Annotated in this window: 12 protein-coding genes; 7 read left to right on the forward strand and 5 right to left on the reverse strand. The window is 42.3% G+C overall.

All coding sequences use genetic code 11. The annotated features are described in order from the left end of the window. Positions 1-17 precede the first annotated feature (17 nt). Positions 18-1,331: an enterochelin esterase gene (fes, locus tag KDW99_RS13060; RefSeq protein ID WP_255825325.1), complete on the reverse strand. Its 1,314-nt coding sequence runs from the start codon at positions 1,329-1,331 to the stop codon at positions 18-20. Positions 1,332-1,439: 108 nt separating this feature from the next. Between fes and KDW99_RS13065 the strand changes: the two genes are divergently transcribed. Then, on the forward strand, positions 1,440-3,512 hold the full coding sequence (locus KDW99_RS13065) for a TonB-dependent receptor (RefSeq protein WP_255825326.1): 2,073 nt from the start codon (positions 1,440-1,442) through the stop codon (positions 3,510-3,512). A 91-nt stretch (positions 3,513-3,603) separates the two neighbouring features. Here KDW99_RS13065 and dhbA read toward each other — a convergent pair whose 3' ends face one another. From dhbA to KDW99_RS13085, 4 genes are read right to left on the reverse strand one after another with little or no spacing between them, the layout of a single operon-like run. Continuing rightward, positions 3,604-4,362, reverse strand: a complete 759-nt coding sequence (gene dhbA, locus KDW99_RS13070) for a 2,3-dihydro-2,3-dihydroxybenzoate dehydrogenase (protein WP_255825327.1) — start codon at positions 4,360-4,362, stop codon at positions 3,604-3,606. Next, on the reverse strand, positions 4,359-5,243 hold the full coding sequence (locus KDW99_RS13075; RefSeq protein WP_255825328.1) for an isochorismatase family protein: 885 nt from the start codon (positions 5,241-5,243) through the stop codon (positions 4,359-4,361). Before KDW99_RS13075 ends, dhbA begins: the two co-directional genes overlap by 4 nt. A 12-nt stretch (positions 5,244-5,255) precedes the next feature. Further along, entirely contained in the window at positions 5,256-6,908 is a 1,653-nt protein-coding gene (locus KDW99_RS13080; protein ID WP_255825329.1) for a (2,3-dihydroxybenzoyl)adenylate synthase, read from the reverse strand. Continuing rightward, complete coding sequence (locus tag KDW99_RS13085; protein WP_255825330.1) at positions 6,905-8,080, reverse strand: isochorismate synthase; 1,176 nt, start codon at positions 8,078-8,080, stop codon at positions 6,905-6,907. The genes KDW99_RS13080 and KDW99_RS13085 overlap by 4 nt, the downstream gene beginning before the upstream one ends. Positions 8,081-8,292: 212 nt before the next feature. On the opposite strand from KDW99_RS13085, the gene KDW99_RS13090 reads away from it, so the two are divergent. The 6 genes from KDW99_RS13090 (at position 8,293) to KDW99_RS13115 (ending at position 18,433) form a co-directional block, all read left to right on the forward strand. Further along, positions 8,293-9,393, forward strand: a complete 1,101-nt coding sequence (locus tag KDW99_RS13090) for an ABC transporter substrate-binding protein (RefSeq protein ID WP_255825331.1) — start codon at positions 8,293-8,295, stop codon at positions 9,391-9,393. A gap of 203 nt (positions 9,394-9,596) precedes the next feature. Continuing rightward, the gene (locus KDW99_RS13095) at positions 9,597-10,697 is read left to right on the forward strand and encodes an ABC transporter substrate-binding protein (protein WP_255825333.1); all 1,101 of its coding nucleotides are present in this window, start codon (positions 9,597-9,599) and stop codon (positions 10,695-10,697) included. A gap of 341 nt (positions 10,698-11,038) precedes the next feature. Further along, the gene (locus tag KDW99_RS13100; RefSeq protein WP_255825334.1) at positions 11,039-12,091 is read left to right on the forward strand and encodes a FecCD family ABC transporter permease; all 1,053 of its coding nucleotides are present in this window, start codon (positions 11,039-11,041) and stop codon (positions 12,089-12,091) included. Positions 12,092-12,094: 3 nt separating this feature from the next. Further along, positions 12,095-12,946: an ABC transporter ATP-binding protein gene (locus tag KDW99_RS13105; protein WP_255825335.1), complete on the forward strand. Its 852-nt coding sequence runs from the start codon at positions 12,095-12,097 to the stop codon at positions 12,944-12,946. After that, positions 12,936-14,252, forward strand: a complete 1,317-nt coding sequence (locus KDW99_RS13110) for an MDR family MFS transporter (RefSeq protein WP_255825336.1) — start codon at positions 12,936-12,938, stop codon at positions 14,250-14,252. Before KDW99_RS13105 ends, KDW99_RS13110 begins: the two co-directional genes overlap by 11 nt. Positions 14,253-14,422: 170 nt before the next feature. Further along, positions 14,423-18,433: an amino acid adenylation domain-containing protein gene (locus KDW99_RS13115; protein ID WP_255825337.1), complete on the forward strand. Its 4,011-nt coding sequence runs from the start codon at positions 14,423-14,425 to the stop codon at positions 18,431-18,433. Positions 18,434-18,489: the final 56 nt, after the last annotated feature.

The following is an 18,489-nucleotide window of genomic DNA, read 5'->3' on the forward strand; positions in this document are numbered from 1 at the left end:
TGTCTAATTCAGTAAAGTTAAGATCTAGCTGGTATTAAATGTCGCAAACCATCAACAAGACCTGAGCGCCATGACAACCAATCATGACCACCACAAACTATCTCGTAATGCACCTGTCCGCCTTTTTGCTGAATCGCTTGATAAGTCGCTTCGTTATATAGACACATATCTGCTTCGCCACTCCCTACATTCAAAAAAGCTTGTAAATGAGAAACACTTATTTGATTTTTGAGGATTTGGTCGGCAAGGCTATTTGTAGGTACATTCTTAATCCATTCGTTACTAGAGGTCGTATTATTAGGTGCTCGCATTCGACTATCTTCTGGCCACCAAAACGAGCCAGACAAACTAATCACTTTTGAAAAATACTCTGGAAAGGTAACGCCTGCGTACAAGGCAGAAAGTCCGCCTAAACTCTGGCCTGCGACAAGAAAATCAGACACGGAGCAATCTTCCTGTGCAAGTTCTGATGTTACTATTGGCAAAAGCTCATCTAACAAAGACTGCCAAAAAGAGTAGTAGCAACTCAGCTCTTTCCAGCGTGTCGGCCCATCTATTGAAGGCACCAAAAGGTAATGAGCAGGTGCTATTTTAGAGGTATCTGTTAAATACTGGAGAACCGATAAGGTGCCACTTGGCGCTCCCCATTTTTGCCCGTCAAGCAATATAACCAATGGAGCATCATTCGTTGCTGTCGAGAAAAGCCAAGAAGTTCGCTGGTTATCTAACTCTTTTGAGGACCAATTGATCGCATGCACACGACTCACTGAAATAGCATTCAACTCTCCACGATCCCATTCTTGCCAACCCAATTCAGTTGCGGCTTTAGGAAGATGAAGCGGTGAACTTATCCCCCACCCCGAAATCAATTCAGGCAATGGATTCAATGGATCTGAAATCTGATTTACGGCAACAGACATCCACCAAGCACGTTGCGCTTCCCTAGAACCATCGCCCGTTTGTCGCACAAAAACCGGCAACTGGTGCTTTTCTATTGGAATAAAGGAATAACTGCCTCGCCAGTTAGAATTGATTTGTAACAAGCCCATCCACACATCCGTACCACTTATTCGATGTAGGCAGACTGGCTCCCAACTGTGATGGTCTGTCAACGAATTAACATCAAGCAACACACTTGCAACGCTTGATTCATATTCATTTCCTTGAGGATCTTGCCAAACAAACAACACGGAGCTGGTTTGCTCGCTTCCCTCCTGTATAAAAGGCGCTCCTGCAGAACTGACGCTTTGCCACCAAATGTTGCTGCCAACCTGCTCTTGGCAAACACCAAAATATTCCAGCCATGCTGGCAACGTAGATTCCTTATTCAACACATTCATCCTTTATTTCAAAAATATGAAATAATAGTATTGCGAATCATTCTCGTTATCAATAATATTAGCTAAATCTTTACTTCACTGATGCAAAAAAGGATAAATATGTATCACTCCAAAAAAACCTCATCCACTCAATTACCCAGCCCCTTATCAACAATTGCTATTGCGGTCATTAGTATTAATGCGGCTTGCGTCTCATCCAATGCTTTTGCAGAAGACACCACAGCGCTTCCTGCATTGGTTGTAACGGGTGAAAAAATGGATAAAGACATTAAAGAAACCACAACCGCTGTGACTATTATTCGTGGCGAGGATATGGCTAGTGGCGAAACAAAGGATGTAAAAGAACTAGCCACACAAGCACCAAACGTTGTCACTTCGTCCTTTGGTAATGTAGCAATCCGCGGTATGAGTGGTAATGGTGCTGCCTCTGGTGGCTATGCCTTGATCACTGGCGCACGCTCTCGCGTCTCAACAGTCATTGACGGTGGTACTCAAGATTGGTCAGGTTACAATTTTACTCCCAGCGGTGTTTGGGACGCTCAACAAGTAGAGGTTCTTCGTGGTCCACAATCCACAACCCAAGGCACTAGCTCAATAGCTGGCGCTGTCGTAATCAAAACGAACGACCCAACCTTTACGGATGAAGCCGCCGTTCGTGCAGGACTCGAACATTATGAAAACGGTAATTTAAAATATAATTTAGGAGCAATGTCATCTGGAGCTTTAATAGATGACGAGCTAGCGTATCGTATTGCACTTGATGGCACCAAAGGCGAAGGTTGGATGAACTACGCTCAATCAGACGATGAGCTAGACACGGGCCCCGATGTCAACGATGCAGAAAACTACAATATGCGTGGAAAGTTACTCTGGGACCCTGCAAGCAACCCGAATTTAACGGCAAAATTGACCGTAGAACACCACCAATACGAAGGAGAGTATCTAAGTTGGGCAAATGATGAGGAAGATGATTTTTCTGGAGAATTGATGACTCTAGGTAGCGGACGCAATACACGCTTGCAAGACTCTACGACTGACGCCATTGCGGTAGACATCGATTACAATCTAGGTGATGGCATAAGTAATGCTTTATATATTGCTTATAGCAAAAGCAAAATCAGCTTTGATGAATACCCTGGAACAACGCTACTCGACATAAGTAAAGACACAACAACAATCGAAAACCGCATTATCTTTAATCAGCCTAATGCTGCATTAACAGGTGTCATTGGTGTATTTGCGTCAAAAAAAGACGCCGATACAGACATCACCTATCGTGGACAAAATTGGTACACAGCTAACGACACCTCCACCACTACATTAGCGCTATATGGCGAAGGAAGCTACGCACTCACAGAGAAAACAAATCTAATTGGTGGCGCACGTCTTGAAAGAGAAGAAGCCGATCGCTTTATTGTTAATGATGGTCGAACAGATGTTGATCATGATGATAGCGAAACAAACCTCCTGCCAAAAATTGGTCTTACCCATGCGATATCAAATACCACGACATTAGGCGCCAACATTCGAAAAGGCTACAGCCCGGGTGGTTCTGCTTATCAATGGGACTCTACACGCGAGTTTTATACCTATGAAAGCGAGGATGTTACTGCTTACGAATTGAGTAGTAAAAGTCAATTTACGAATGGAGCAACTTTAGTCACCTCTTTGTTCTATAACGACTATTCTAATTACCAAGCCATGTATAACGACCGTATTAATAACATAGATTCGGCACACACCTACGGCATAGAACTGGAAGCGACAGCTTGGGCAACCGATGATCTTCAATTACGCAGCTCTATTGGTTTGCTACGTAGCGAAATTGATAACTATCAAACCTCAGAGGGAAATGACCTTCCTAGCGCCCCTGAAATCAACGCAAGCATAGGCATTACTCAATACATTGGCGAACGCTGGTCATTTGGTAGCGATGTTACTTATGTCGGCGAATACTATTCTGATTTGGACAATACGGAAGACTACAAAGCAGGCGACTACGTACGCACTGACGCTCGCATACAATATGTTAATGGCAGCCTAACCATAGATGGTTATGTTAAAAACCTAACTGACGAAGACATTATTTACCAAATCAATGGAGGACGAGCTGTACGAGCCTCTGTAGGTCAAACTCGCACTATCGGCCTAAGCGCTACCTACCGTATGTAATTTATTAAATATCGTACAATAACCAAAAAAGGCGAATCGTTTTCGATTCGCCTTTTTTGGTTTTTAATCTCTCTAAATTAACGGCGTTTAATTAAGCGTTTAACGTAGCACCACCATCCACAACAACATCCTGCATGGTGATATGGTTCGACATATCTGAAGCAAAGAATAATACCACTTGAGCAATATCGCTCGGCTGAGCAACTTTCCCCAAAGGGATACCAAGCTTATATTGCTCTGGAAAACCTTTGATCGTATTTTGCTCTGCATCATCATTGGTCCACAACATTCGCTGCATGGGTGTGTCGGTGGAGCCAGGACACACAAGGTTACAACGAACACCATAAGGCGCTAACTCTAACCCTACTGTATGACTCAACGCTGATAAAGCCGCTTTCGATGCACAATAAGCCGCCATATTTTGACGCGGTACTTTGGCTGCATTCGAGCTAATAGTAACGATTACCCCACTCTTCTGGCGTTTAAAAGTAGTAACCGCATGCTTAATCATTAAAAAAGCACCGCCCGCATTGACGTTAAAACAGTGTTTAAAATCATCCAAGCTTGTGTCCTCAAGGCTTCCCAAATGCAATATTCCCGCACCATTCACCAATACATCTAGTTGTGGAAAATCACTCTGTATCTCTGGCATAACACGAGAAACAGCCTCTTCATCGCTAATATCTAGAGTTACACAGTCAAAACCGTAAAAGCCACCATCAAACGCTAGATCAAAGCCGATAACTTTGGCACCAAGAGAAGTAAATTGATTCGCTACCTCCAAACCAATCCCGCTTCCAGCACCCGTTACCCAAATGGTTTTACCTGAAAAATCAAGTGGATTAATCATGCCGCTAGCGCCCTCTTGTTTTGGATTAGCTCCCACCAACCATTCAGTGTGGCAACACTGGCCAACTCTTGAAAAGAAACCTCAACTCCCAACGCTTTCCATTTGGTGACCAATGACATAATTTGAATCGAATCAAGGCCATAATCAATCAACTCTTCATCGGCATCAAATTCCTGGATATCTTCATCATCAAGGAAGGCAAAAACTTGTGCTTTTAACTGCTCAAAGCGAAAGCCAGTGTCCACAATATCAGTTGCAATCAACACCTCTTTTGTTGAAATCACTCGACCTGTTCTTCCCCCTGTAAAGGTGAGCGCTTGTCGATGCTCATCTTCACTAAAATCCGCCAAGGCATCACCTATCATGAAAGGCTGAATATCACGCATAAACGCATCCGCAGCGGTAATCATGCAGCCAATGTGCGCATAAACACCTCCTATCAATAACTGATCGCGTCCCCAGCTCTGCATAAGTTCCTGAAGGTTCGAACGATGAAATGCGCTATAACGCCACTTAACTAAAACCGTATCACTTTCGTCTGGAGCCAACTCTTTCACAACCTGTTGCAACTCAGGAAAATCATTTAAGCCACTTCCCCACATATCATTTAATAAAGCACGATCTTCCGGTTTCTGATCATTAGGCTGCGCGGTATAAACAACGGGAATATCATTGGCTCGGCAATAGGCTTTAATAGCCGCAAGATTTTGCTTCAAAGTGTTGATCAATTCCGAATCAGCATCGTAAAAACGCAGAAAGTACGCTTGCATGTCATGAATCAAAAACACAGCACGCTTTGGCTCTAATACCCAGTTTACTTTTTGATTAGGAAAGGTATCAACGGTTGGCATAGAGTAAGACGGTATCGTTGGAATGCTCATATAAAGTCCTTTTTATAGTGTTCTATCTAATTGAGAAGTAAGTTGTGAGTTATGTTGTAAGCGCTGGCGTATCAACTCCCGTAATGCAACCTTGTTAGGCTTGCCAACAGGAGTAAGGGGAAGAGAGTCAATAAATTCAAACCGATCAGGTACTTTGTAGTCCGCCACACCAAGACCTCTTAGATATTTACGCAAAGAGAGACTTTTCATGCCATGACTAACCACTTTAGGAACAATAAAAGCACAGCTCTTTTCTCCCATCATACTGTCTGGCATAGAGACAAGCGCACTGTGCATAATCAACTCATGCTTTAATAAAAGGTTTTCTATTTCTTCTGCCGCAATTTTTTCACCACCGCGATTAATTTGATCTTTATCACGCCCGACTACTGTCAAATACCCTTTATCGTTACGGCATACCAAATCCCCCGAATGATAAAACCCTTCCTCATCAAACACCTTGGCATTATGTTCTGGTGAATTGTAATAACCACGAATGGTGTATGGGCCACGAGTAGCCAACTCGCCTATTTCCCCTGCAGCAACTTCTTCGCCCTCGGCATCAAGTACTTTCACCTCATCAAGCGAACACATGGGACGCCCTTGTGTGGTTACTATTGTCTCAATGTCATCATCCAATCTGGTGTAGTTCACCAAACCTTCCGCCATACCAAGAATCTGTTGCAACTGACAGCCCAATATTTCGGGTACTTGTCGAGCAAGGCTTTCACTCAGTTTTGCACCACCAACCTGCATTAGCTGCAAAGAAGATAAAGACGAATTATTGGACGGTGCCGCTTGTAGCCACAAAGCCAAAGCAGGAGGAACCAAAGCAGTAACAGTCACTTGATGGCGTTCGATTAATTCGAAACACGTACTCGCGTCAGGACTTGGTGACATAACAACGCATCCACCAACATGAAAAACGCCAAAGGCACCAGGAGAACTAAGAGGAAAATTATGCGCACAAGGCAACGCGCAAAGATACTTTGTGGTAGCCGTAAAATGACAGATTTCTGCACTGCGGCGTACACTAAAAAAATAATCGTTGTGGGTTCTTGGGATTAGCTTTGGTGTACCTGTACTGCCACCAGAAAGCTGAAAGAATGCCACCTCATCTACCTTACTTGGCACTGCTGTTAATAATGTACTTGTCGATGAAGCAAGTACATTTTCAAGAGTCTCAGTCCATTCTGATTTCCCAACAATCAGGGCGTGCTGCGATTCTTTTGACAATACATTCAATGTGTTGAAAAAAGCACCATCATGAAACAAAGCATGTTCGTCACTGGCGACAATAATCTTTGGTTCAATTTGTGTGACGTAAGCGGTTAACTCCATTTTGTTATGACTAAACAATGCGTTCACAGGAGCAACGCCAAGACGCATAAGCGCAAAAAACACCACATAAAATTCGGCAATATTAGGAAGCTGGACCAATGCAGTATCTCCAGCTCGTAAACCGAGATCCTGAAAATACACAGCTAATCGTTTGGATTGAGAGCACAAATCTTGATAGCTCAACGACCTTTCGCCACAAATAACTGCAACATTTTCTTGTGGTGCGTTGTCAATTAAATCCAGTAATGGCCGATCAGTCCAATAACCCTTTTCCCGATATTTCTTGGCAAACGATTCTGGCCAAGGTGTAAAAGCAATACTCATATCACATCTTCCTTTATTCCAAATGCATTCAGCATGGTGCGCATTTTAGCGCTGGTTTCTAACCACTCACTCTCTGGATTTGAGTCAGGCACAACCCCAGCTCCAGCGAATAAGGTCACTTTGTTACCTGATACTTCGGCGCAACGTATGGCAATAGCCCATTCGCCGTTACCTTCTGCATCACACCAGCCAACTAAGCCACTGAAAAAACCACGCTGATGGGGCTCTAGCGCTGCAATATGATGCTGCGCGGACACAGTTGGTGTGCCACACATGGCCGGCGTTGGGTGTATTTGTTTAATAAGATCAAACATGGAAGGTGGGTTTACGGTGGGAAGTGTTGCTTCAATGTCCGTTGATAAATGCCACATTGTTGGTGTCGCAATTATGCTAGATTCTTTTCGCTCCCCAAGACTTTCTACAACAGGCAACAGCGCCGCTCGAATGGCATCTACAACAAGGCGGTGCTCATATTGATCTTTCGCTGAATTTGCAAGAGTTTTTGCAGCTTGTCGGTCAGCGTCAAGATTGTCTAATCGTTTAGCAGACCCTGCCAACGGGTTTGAAAATATCTTGTTACCCTGCTTTCTAAGAAGTAATTCAGGGCTAGCACCAATTAAAACACTGTTTTTAAGGGGAACACTAAAGTGATAAGCGCTTGGGTTTTGCGCCATAATATTAGACAGCAAGCGTGGAACATCAACTTTTCTATCCAAGGTTAACTTCAGTATTTTAGATAAAACAACTTTTTTCAAAGGACTGTTTTCAAAGGAAGACAGCGCCTGCTCTATTATATCTAAAAACTCCGTATGACTTGGAGCAAAGCTTTGCTCACTTGCGTGATGAATAAAGTCCTTATCGACGAATGATGAGAAAGTACGATCCAGAGGCTTAACTCTTTCATGCCACTCAGGCACCACCAGTTGAGCCGGTTGATTCATGTCAAATGGAATAGCCCCTACCACAATAGGATTACACCTTCCTTGAGCTTGTTCTCTTTGAAAAACAGCCTGAACCTCTTGATGAAAAGTATTACTTAACAGTGGGATAGAAATGCGCTGGCGAATACCATTAGTACGCACAAGGTTGGAATTCGAATTGAATAAAAACACATCAGCTTGCGGCCGCTCAGAAACTAAAGCATTGGTATGTTCAGGGAAGGTAATGTCCATAATATCTCCTGTAATGATAACCATTATCAAAAAGAAATATATCCTTATTGATAATCATTTTCAATTAAAGAGATAATAAACACTTGTAAATTATCCGTAAGCGTACTATTAAAAATAGAGAGCATTTTAAAAGATAATCAATTTTAAAGTGCTCTGGCACTCATACTGAGCATAGGGAAATCGAAAAATCATTCTTAGCTAAAGAGTACTCTATGAATCAACTTCTTAAACTTACACAGATTTTAGTGGTGTTTTTTTTGTCTGGGCTAACCCAAGCGAAAATGACCGTCATTAATGACGTTTTAGGTCGAAAAGTCGCACTGGAATTACCTGCACAAAGAGTCGTTTTAGGAGTTTACGCAGAGGATTACATGGCCATTGGCACTGAAAGTGCTTTTGATAACGTCGTCGGCCTATCACGAGATACCTGGAAAGCTTGGCGGCCGGCCAATTGGAACCTCTATACAAAATATCGCCCTTCGTTAAAAGACATCCCAGACATTGGTGAAGTTGAAAATCAAACATTTTCCATTGACAAAGTGATCCACCTAAAACCAAGTGTTGTTGTGCTAGCTGATTGGCAATATAAAAGCTTAGGAACAAAAATTGCCGACCTTGAAAAAGAGGAAATCTCCATTGTTGTCATTGACTATAACGCCCAAACATTACATCGACACATCAGCAGCACGCTCATTATTGGCCAGCTAACGGGACAAGAAAAACGCGCAAAAAAAATTGCAGCGGAATATAGAAACACAATTGAGACAACATTAAAACGCATCAAATCAGCCAAATTACCACCACCTAGAACGTATGTTGAGAATGGAAATAAAGGCCCTAGTCAGTACAGTGTGACGTACGGAAAAAATATGTGGGGGGCCATTGTAACTATGATGGGAGGTGACAATATTGCCACACCGTATATCGAGTGGTGGGGGTTAATGAACCCTGAACAAGTGTTAGATTCAAAACCCGAAGTCATCTTCCTTTCAGGCACCGAATCGGGGGTAAAAACAGACGCCATGGCGATGGGGCATGGTATTGAGCGAACACTGGCAGAATCTCGTTTAAAAGGTTTCACCGAACGCGCGGGCTGGGAAAATTTGCCTGCCATTAGAGATAACCGTATCTATGGAGTCTATCATGGCGCGTCCCGAACTATATTAGATGCTGCAATGGTTCAATTTGTGGCAAAGTCTTTATACCCAAGCTTATTTAAGGACATAGACCCAGAACAAGAATACTTAAACTTTTATAAAAAATATTTACCCGTCACACCTGAAGGGACGTTTACCGTTCACATAACCAATTAACTTCTAAGATACCTTCTCACACCATCAACAAAGGTCTTTAAATATAAAACCTTTCTCACTCTATGCTAGCTCATACGCTACACCTCAGTAATGATTCTTAAATGCAGCTTAAATCTTATTAATATACTCAAAAACCTTGCTAATTTTTCGCCTATCCGTAATATCCGAAACAAAAATCATTCTCAACAAAAGGACATTCATTAATGAATCCACGTGTACTGCTTATTTTAGCTTTAGGTATCTCTATTTTTGCTGGTTCCGTTCAAGCAAAAATGACAGTCATTAACGACGTATTGAGCAGAAAAGTTGAACTAGACTTACCGGCTAAGCGAGTCATCTTAGGTTTTTACGCTGAAGATTACATGGCCATAGGCACTGAAAAAGCACTAGATAATGTAGTTGGCATCTCTCGTGACACCTGGGAAGGATGGCGCCCCTCAAGTTGGAGCCTTTATACTAATTATCGCCCCTCACTAAAGAATATTCCTGATGTTGGTGAAGTAGAAGCTCAAACTTTCTCTATTGAAAAAGTCATCAGCCTTAAACCAAGTGTTATTCTTCTAGCAGATTGGCAATATAAAGGCCTTGGCACTGATGCCGGGCGCTTAGAAGATGCTGGTATTCCAATTGTTGTTGTCGATTACAATGCCCAAACACTAGAGCGTCACATCAAGAGTACACAGATTATTGGTGAATTAACTGGGCAAGAAAAACGTGCTCAAGAAATCGCAGATGACTATCAACATACTATAGAATCTACCTTACAGCGTATAAAAGCCGCTAATTTACCAAAACCACGCACCTATGTTGAGTTTGGCAATAAAGGTCCAAGCCAATATAGCTTTACTTATGGCAAAAATATGTGGGGAGCTGTCATTACCATGATGGGTGGCGATAATATTGCAGCGCCATTTGTGGAATGGTGGGGACCAATGAATCTAGAACAAGTTCTGGCTTCACGACCTGAAGTTGTATTTCTAGCAGGCACTGAATCAGGTATGACAGGCGATGCAATAGCCATGGGGCAAGGTGTCGATAGAAAACTGGCAGAATCTCGTCTCGCGGGCTATAAAACTCGCACGGGCTGGGAACAAATGCCAGCAGTAAAAAACAACCGCGTATACGGTATTTACCAAGGCGCTTCTCGTACTATTTTAGATGCCTCTATGGTTCAATTTATCGCTAAATCTATGTACCCAAGCTTATTCAAGGACATAGACCCAGAACAAGAATACTTAAACTTTTATAAAAAGTATTTACCCGTCATGCCAACAGGCACCTTTACCGCCCAAATATCAGAGTAATACGTCTCAACTCAAGCCTATGAAGGAGGAGCATACGCTCTCTCCTTTCTAGCCCTGTTTAGGTCCATTTTTTACTCTATGTTGAAATGACTCTTAAATGCACTTTAAATCGTAACAAAGTTCTTGATTAATTCTCATCTATCCGTAAGATTCCAAACAGAAATAATTCTCAACAAAATAGCTCGTTAATGGATCTGCGTATAATTATGAGATTGGCCATTTCTAGGGCTTGATACAAATGTTAAACGTCTAGAAGCAGCAGATATTTCAAGTGACGCTATTAATTACATAGCCCGACTAGAGCGACACATCAAAAGTACACAAATTCTTGGTAAATAATAATGCAATCAGCCTTAATCTCTGATGCCGTATCAAAGCAACGACGAAGTGAAAAACGTCGTTGGTCAGTCATCAGCATCTTACTCACCGTTCTCGTCTTTTCTTTTGTATTGGATATTGCAACAGGGCCATCTTTACTGAATATAAAAGATGTTGCGAATGCCCTACTCAACCTAATTGGTTTCCCTGTTGAAGTAGATGCAACAACACAAGTCATTGTCTCTAACTTACGCCTTCCAATCGCCATTATGGCTGTCGTAGTCGGTGGTGTGTTAGGTGTTGGTGGCGCAGAAATGCAGACCCTACTTAATAACTCTATGGCAAGCCCATACACATTGGGCATGGCGGCTGCAGCCGGTTTTGGTGCTGCAATGATGTTATATTTCGGCTCATTGGGAATTAACACCAACATTGCAGTTCCACTAGGAGCATTTGTTTGTTGTATGCTAGCTGCTGCGTTTTTGTTTGCTCTGGCCACTATGAGACACATTAGCTCAGGACAGCTTATATTGGCTGGAATCGCTTTATTATTCCTTTTTCAATCTTTGTTGTCGCTTGTGCAATTTATATCCTCACCAGAACTAAGCCAGCAAATTCTATTCTGGCTTTTCGGCAGCTTATCAAAAGCCTCTTGGTCTAATCTTTCTATCATTATTGGTGTCACTGTCGTCTGCATGTTCTTTTTAATTCGCGACGCATGGAAACTAACCGCATTAAGATTAGGTGAAGAAAGAGCAAAAAGTCTTGGTGTTAATATCACTCAGCTCAGGTTACGAACCCTGCTGATCGTTGCTGTCATGACCGCAACCGTCACAAGTTTTGTTGGCATTATCGGTTTTGTAGGCATTGTAGCCCCCAATATCGCCAAGATTTTAGTGGGTGAAGATCAGCGTTTTTTCTTACCACTATCCTTTATTATTGGGGCTTTTTTACTCTCTAGTGCATCAGTACTGTCTAAGGTAATTGTGCCCGGTGCCCTTTTCCCAATTGGTATTGTTACAGCCATTATCGGCGTACCTTTCTTTTTCTGGCTGATTTTAGGCAAAAGGCGCTAACCCATGCTGACAGTAAATAATCTTAACGTCACCCTAGACAACCTAGTTCTAGCCAATGATATGTCGTTTGCCTTAGAGCCAGGTAAAGTAAACGTGATTATTGGACCAAATGGCACAGGTAAAAGCACGTTATTAAAAACCTTGTTCGGCGATATTCACGCCAAATCAGGTGCTATTTCTTTTAATAACGAAACACTCCAGCACAAGCAGCTATCTCGATGGCGCAAGCAGTTTGGTTATATGCCCCAAGACATTCGTCTCGATGTGGAATTAAGTGTTTTAGAGGTCGTATTACTTGGGCAATTAGATACTTTAGGGTTTCGCTTAAACGATAACGTAATTGCTGAAGCCTTGTCGGCTCTAGATAAAATTGGTTTACTTCATCTTGCAGACCGCCAAGTTAATAAACTAAGTGGTGGTCAGTGCCAAATGATTTTATTCGCTCAAGCTTTAATGCGTAAGCCTAAAATCCTCATGTTAGACGAACCTGTCAGCGCATTAGACTTACATTTTCAGCATGTCCTTCTCGATCATCTAGATGCGCAAACCAAAGAGCAAGACTGGATTACCATCATGGTACTTCACGATCTTAATCTTGCCGCTCAATATGCTGACAATCTACTGGTTCTTAAAGATGGCAAGATCGTTGCCAACGGTCAACCAAGCGACATTCTCACACCGTCTTTAGTAAAAAATGTCTATAACGTCAATGCTGATATTACCAAAGATGCTTCAGGGATTCCTTTTGTACGCACAATTAGAAACACCCGAGGAGCTTCTACCAACAAGACTTCGGAAGCAAATGATCGACCTAAGACTAAAAAAATAACAAGTGTCGCTGAGGGTGTTATCTGATCGCTCTAGTCACGGAAAACCGATTGCTTCACGTTATTATTTTATTAAGGCTTACACCCACACCATCATGTTTTCAAAATACCTAATAAAAGATTGGCAGTTACTCTCTCCTGCCGGCCGAGTATTGGTCATTAATGGCTTCACATTCAATCTTGGCTTTTACATGTTACTGCCCTATCTAGCCGATCACTTACAGTATAATTTGGGCATCAGTGGTTGGTATGTTGGCGTGATCATCGGGCTTAGAGTCTTAAGCCAGCAAGGCATGTTTCTGGTCGGCGGGACCTTAGGTGACAGATTAGGCTACAAGCGTCTTATACTATTAGGTTGCGCTGTTCGCATCCTTGGGTTTGCCTTATTAGGAGTAGGTCAAACGGTTCCGGTCTTATTATTAGGTGCATTTTTCTCAGGTTTTGCCGGTGCTCTTTTTACACCGAGCAGCCAAGCTTATTTAGCCTCGGAATACCCAGAGCAAAAATCCAGAGATAAAGTATTCGCACTGCAAAACCTTACGTCCGTAGCAGGGATGTTGCTTGGACCATTAGTAGGCTTGTCTCTACTTTATTTCGATTTCGCTTTAGTAGGTGTCATTTCAGCAGGGTTATTTACTTTACTATTTGTTATTCAATGGCGTTTTTTACCCGAATTAGCATCGCAAAAAAGTACCACGCACACCCATTCACAGTTTTGGAGACAATGGGGACAAATGCTTACGCATAAAACCTTTATGCAATTTGTACTGTGCTCTTCAGTCTATCATTTGCTGTTTCACCAACTTTATATTGCTGTTCCTCATGAAATACGCGCCGTCACTCAAGACGTCAGTATCATTACTTGGGTTTTCGCAACCTCTTCTATTATGGGAGTATTAATGCAAATGCCTGTAAGTCGGTTCGTGGAATCTCGCTTGGGAACAGCGCGTGGCATTGGGTTAGGTATGGCTATTATGGGTTCCAGCTACTTATGGCTCAATCTAAGCCTACCGTGGCTACCAGCCTTGCCCTTCATAATTTGTGCCGTCTTTTTTAGCCTTGGCTCTATGTTAGTGTTCCCGCTGTTAGGCGCTTATGTACCTAAATTTTGTTCGCCTAAAGAGTTAGGTAGCCATTACGGTTTGTATTCTTGCGTAGGTGGTATTTACGCGTTTATCGGCAACATCAGCACAGGTTGGCTGTTATCTTCAACAAACATAGATCATGCTTGGGTTTGGTCTGGATTAGCTGCATTTGGGATGCTGTCAGGAATACTGCTTTTCCTACAAGTAACAAGTCATACCAAAAACAAACACATGGTTTTCTCGCGCTGACACCACAACCTTTCACATCAAAAAATTATTTTTCAACACTTATATTCATATATATGTAAAGTTTTCTTAATATACTTAATTATAAGATAGAGTTATGTTAAATTAAGTAAATATTACGTATAAAATAATCACGTAATTCACATGGATGATATTTTTGCAGGAGCAAACAAATGATTATAAGTCATGATAATTCCCATGGTTTAAAAAAACCGTTTTCAAAACAATCATTTACGTTACCTCTTTCCACAGCTCAACGTGGACAATGGATCGCCCAAAAATTAGCCCCTAAAAATACTGCCTTTAATATTGCAGAATATGTCGAAATTAAAGGGAGCATTGATGTCATCCACTTTACTTCCGCTATAAAACAACTCATTAGCGAAGCAGATTGCATTCGTAGTCACATTGTTGAAGAAAATGACGAAATTTTTCAAATAATTCAATCTTCAGACGAAGATTATTTTTCTTTACTTGATTTTAGTTCAGCCAGCAATCCTCATCAAGCCGCAGTGGAATGGATGACGGCTGATATGATGCAGCCACTCAACAAACCAGATGATAAGCTATGGCGTAGCGCTTTAGTTCAAATAGGTGAAAACCACTATTACTGGTACCACCGCTGCCATCATGTAGCACTTGATGGTTTTGGAGGGAATTTACTCACTCTAAGACTCGTTGAAATATACAATGCGCTGCTGAATAATAATGATATTAGTCCAACTCCTTTTAGCTCTATCGCAGCACTTGTCGAAAGCGAACGTGAATACAAGTCTTCTAAGCGTTACAAAAAAGATCGCCAATACTGGTTAGGAAATCTAATTAACTTACCTGAAACCACATCGCTTTCTCAAAGAATCGATCTTTCTCAGAATCAAAAGCAGTTACGTAAATCACTTACTTTATCTCAAGAATTAAAAGATAAACTGATTACGATTGGCCAACAAGTAAACGCAAGCCTACCGCAAACGCTTATTGCGCTTGTTGCCGCGTATTTTTACCGAATGACAGGTGCCAATGATCTAATTTTTGCAATGCCTGTTACAGCAAGAACGCAACGATTACAACGCAACACACCAGGTATGATGGCCAACGCCGTTCCTATAAGACTAAGCTTATCAACAGAAATCACGCTGGAAGAGTTAATTACCCAAGTATCTAAAGTGGTACTTAGAGCGTTACGTCATCAACAATATCGTTACGAGGACCTAAAACGGGAACTAGGCTTAATGTCTGCTGGACAGCAAATTGCGTCGTTAGGCGTCAATATAGAGCCTTTTGACTATGACTTAACATTCGGCGAGTGCTCAACCTCTCTACATAACTTAAGTAATGCCTTAATCGATGACCTTACTGTTTTCATCTTCGATAGAAATGACAACAATGGACTAAAGGTAGAGTTTGATGCCAACCCCACTCGTTATACCGAACAAGAATTAGAAAATCACTTAACTCAATTCGAACGCCTAGTAGATGGGATGATAGTAGCACCCAGCAATCCTATCAGTAAGGCAACGCTACTAACCCAAAGCGAACGCCATAAAATTCTGTATAAATGGAACGACACGGCGTGCCCTATCCCGCAAAAGTCTGTGGTTGAAGCATTTAATAGTCAATCTGCAAACACTCCGAAAGCTTTGGCAGTATGCTCTGAACAAAGCGCATTAAATTATTCAGAGCTAGACGCATTGTCTAATGCGTGGGCAAATAAACTGATAAAAGAACAAGTTTGCCCCGGTGATTTGGTCGCGATAGCGCTCACTCGTAACACAGACATGCTTGTTGCTTTGCTCGGCACATTAAAAGCTGGAGCGGCTTATTTACCACTGGACCCAGATTTTCCAGAAGAACGCCTTCGCAGCATAGTTGAAGACGCTAAGCCAAAATTAATACTCAGCTGTCATAGTGCCATTAGTCAGCTCCCCAAAGTAAATACGCCAATAATACTCATTGATGAGCCACATTCCGATATTTCCTTAGACAGCCGCGTGACTCACCCTACTGGAATTACAATCCAAGGAAATAGCACTGCCTATGTTATCTATACATCTGGTTCAACAGGACGTCCTAAAGGTGTAGAAATTCCTCATAATGCTTTGATGAACTTCTTACACGCCATGCAAGCAGAACTAAATCTTACGAGTAAAGATAAGTTCTTAGCAGTGACAACCATTTCATTCGACATTTCCATTCTTGAATTATTTTTACCATTGACCCTTGGAGCATCCGTCGTCATTGCAGATAGAAAAACCGTCCGCGACCCTAAAGCCTTAACAGAGCTTGCCGTCAAAGAAAACGTAACATTGATTCAAGCTACCCCATCTCTTTGGCAAGCATTATTACCGACATACAACAATGAATTAAATGGCATCCGACCTTTGGTTGGAGGCGAAGCGCTACCAGGTCAACTCGCTCAAACAATGGCAAAACTTGGTCACCCTGTTGTCAACCTATACGGACCAACAGAAACAACGATTTGGTCAAGCATTATGCCCCTTACAGAACAAACGGACCTTCGCAACCCTCCAATCGGTCGACCGCTGCTAAATACTCAAATGTATGTTTTAGACCATGCAATGGAACCTGTTCCAGTCGGCGTGACAGGTGACTTATATATTGCAGGTGATGGTTTAGCACTAGGTTATTACCAACGTCCAGACTTGACAAACGAGCGTTTTTTACCAAACCCCTACGGTGACGAAGAAAGCCGTCTGTATGTCACTGGAGATAAAGCTCGCTGGCGACAAGATGGCATACTGGAGTACCAAGGTCGCGACGACCATCAAATCAAAATCCGTGGTTTCCGTATTGAAATTGGCGATATTGAATCCGCTCTGCTGGCATGCCGTGAGGTTATTCAAGCCATAGTTGTTGCACAAACCTCTCCCAATGGAGACAAGCAGCTGGCGGCTTACGTTATACCAGTAGACAAGAATCTTGATACTAGCGAACTTCGTCGCCAGCTAATTAATGTGCTTCCCGATTATATGGTGCCTGCGCACTTCATGTTGCTAAATGAAATACCATTAACACCGAATGGAAAGGTGGACCGTAAAGCCTTGCCATTGCCGACTTGGCAAGCATCAAATAGCTATGAGCCACCAAGAAATCAATTAGAAGAAATGCTCACGAGCCTTTGGGCGGAAACGCTGGGGCTAACTCTTGTTGGCATCCGCGATAATTTTTTTGAAATTGGCGGTGATTCCATATCTGCAACAAGGATTTTAAATCACATCCAGAAGAACTTATTAATTGAAGTGCCATTAGGCGTTCTGTTTAAAGCTTCCACTATTGCTGATCTTTCTGATTACTTAAGTAAAAGCGAAGATTGGGATCCGATGATTAGCACACTTCCTATCAAATCCAGTGGCACGGATTCTCCACTGTTTTGTATTCATCCAGCTCTCGGCCTTTCTTGGGGATACGCGGGACTCCTGCGCCATCTGTCCAAATCAACCCCAGTATATGGTTTACAAGCAACAGGATTACGTCATGCGGCACGTTTACCTGAATCCATAGAAGAAATGGCTGAAGAGTATTTATTACAAATTAAGCGCGTTCAACCTCAAGGACCATACCGTTTACTAGGCTGGTCATTTGGTGGCTTAGTTGCCCATGCGATTGCTGAAAAGCTGCAAGCGCAAAGTGAGACTGTGTCTTTTTTATGCATGCTAGACAGCTATCCGTATAAAGTTGGCTACCAACAGCCACAAAATGAAGCAGACGTTGTTAGAGCCGCCCTACTATTTCTTGGCTATGACCTTAGTACACTAGAAAAGCTACCTATTAACAAAGAAGAGTTAGCATCGCTCCTTTGGCGAGACTACGATGATTCATCCATGTCTGTGGTTCAAGACATTCAGAAAAGCCAAGCCGATATTATGGACCGAGTTCAAGCTATCATCGAAAACAACTTAACGCTCGCTGGTCGCTTCAAACCAGGGAAAGTTAATGCCGACCTATTGTTCTTTGTCGCTGAAGAAAGTGCTAATGGCTCTATGGGCAATATCCTCGAACATCAGCCAAATGCCTGGGCCTCAAGAATTACTGGCCAGATAGAAACTCATAATATTCCTTGCCAACATCAAGACATGCTTGATTCTGAGCCGTTAAATGCCATTGCTCCTATTATAAAAGAACGCATTCAACAATCGACTGAAAAGTATAAAGCCGAGGAAAACTAATCCAAACAAAGTAGGCTAGGAGAACTCGCCCCCATATTTGATTGTCCTACTATTGG

The organism is Marinomonas rhizomae (assembly GCF_024397855.1).
Taxonomy (GTDB): domain Bacteria; phylum Pseudomonadota; class Gammaproteobacteria; order Pseudomonadales; family Marinomonadaceae; genus Marinomonas; species Marinomonas rhizomae_A.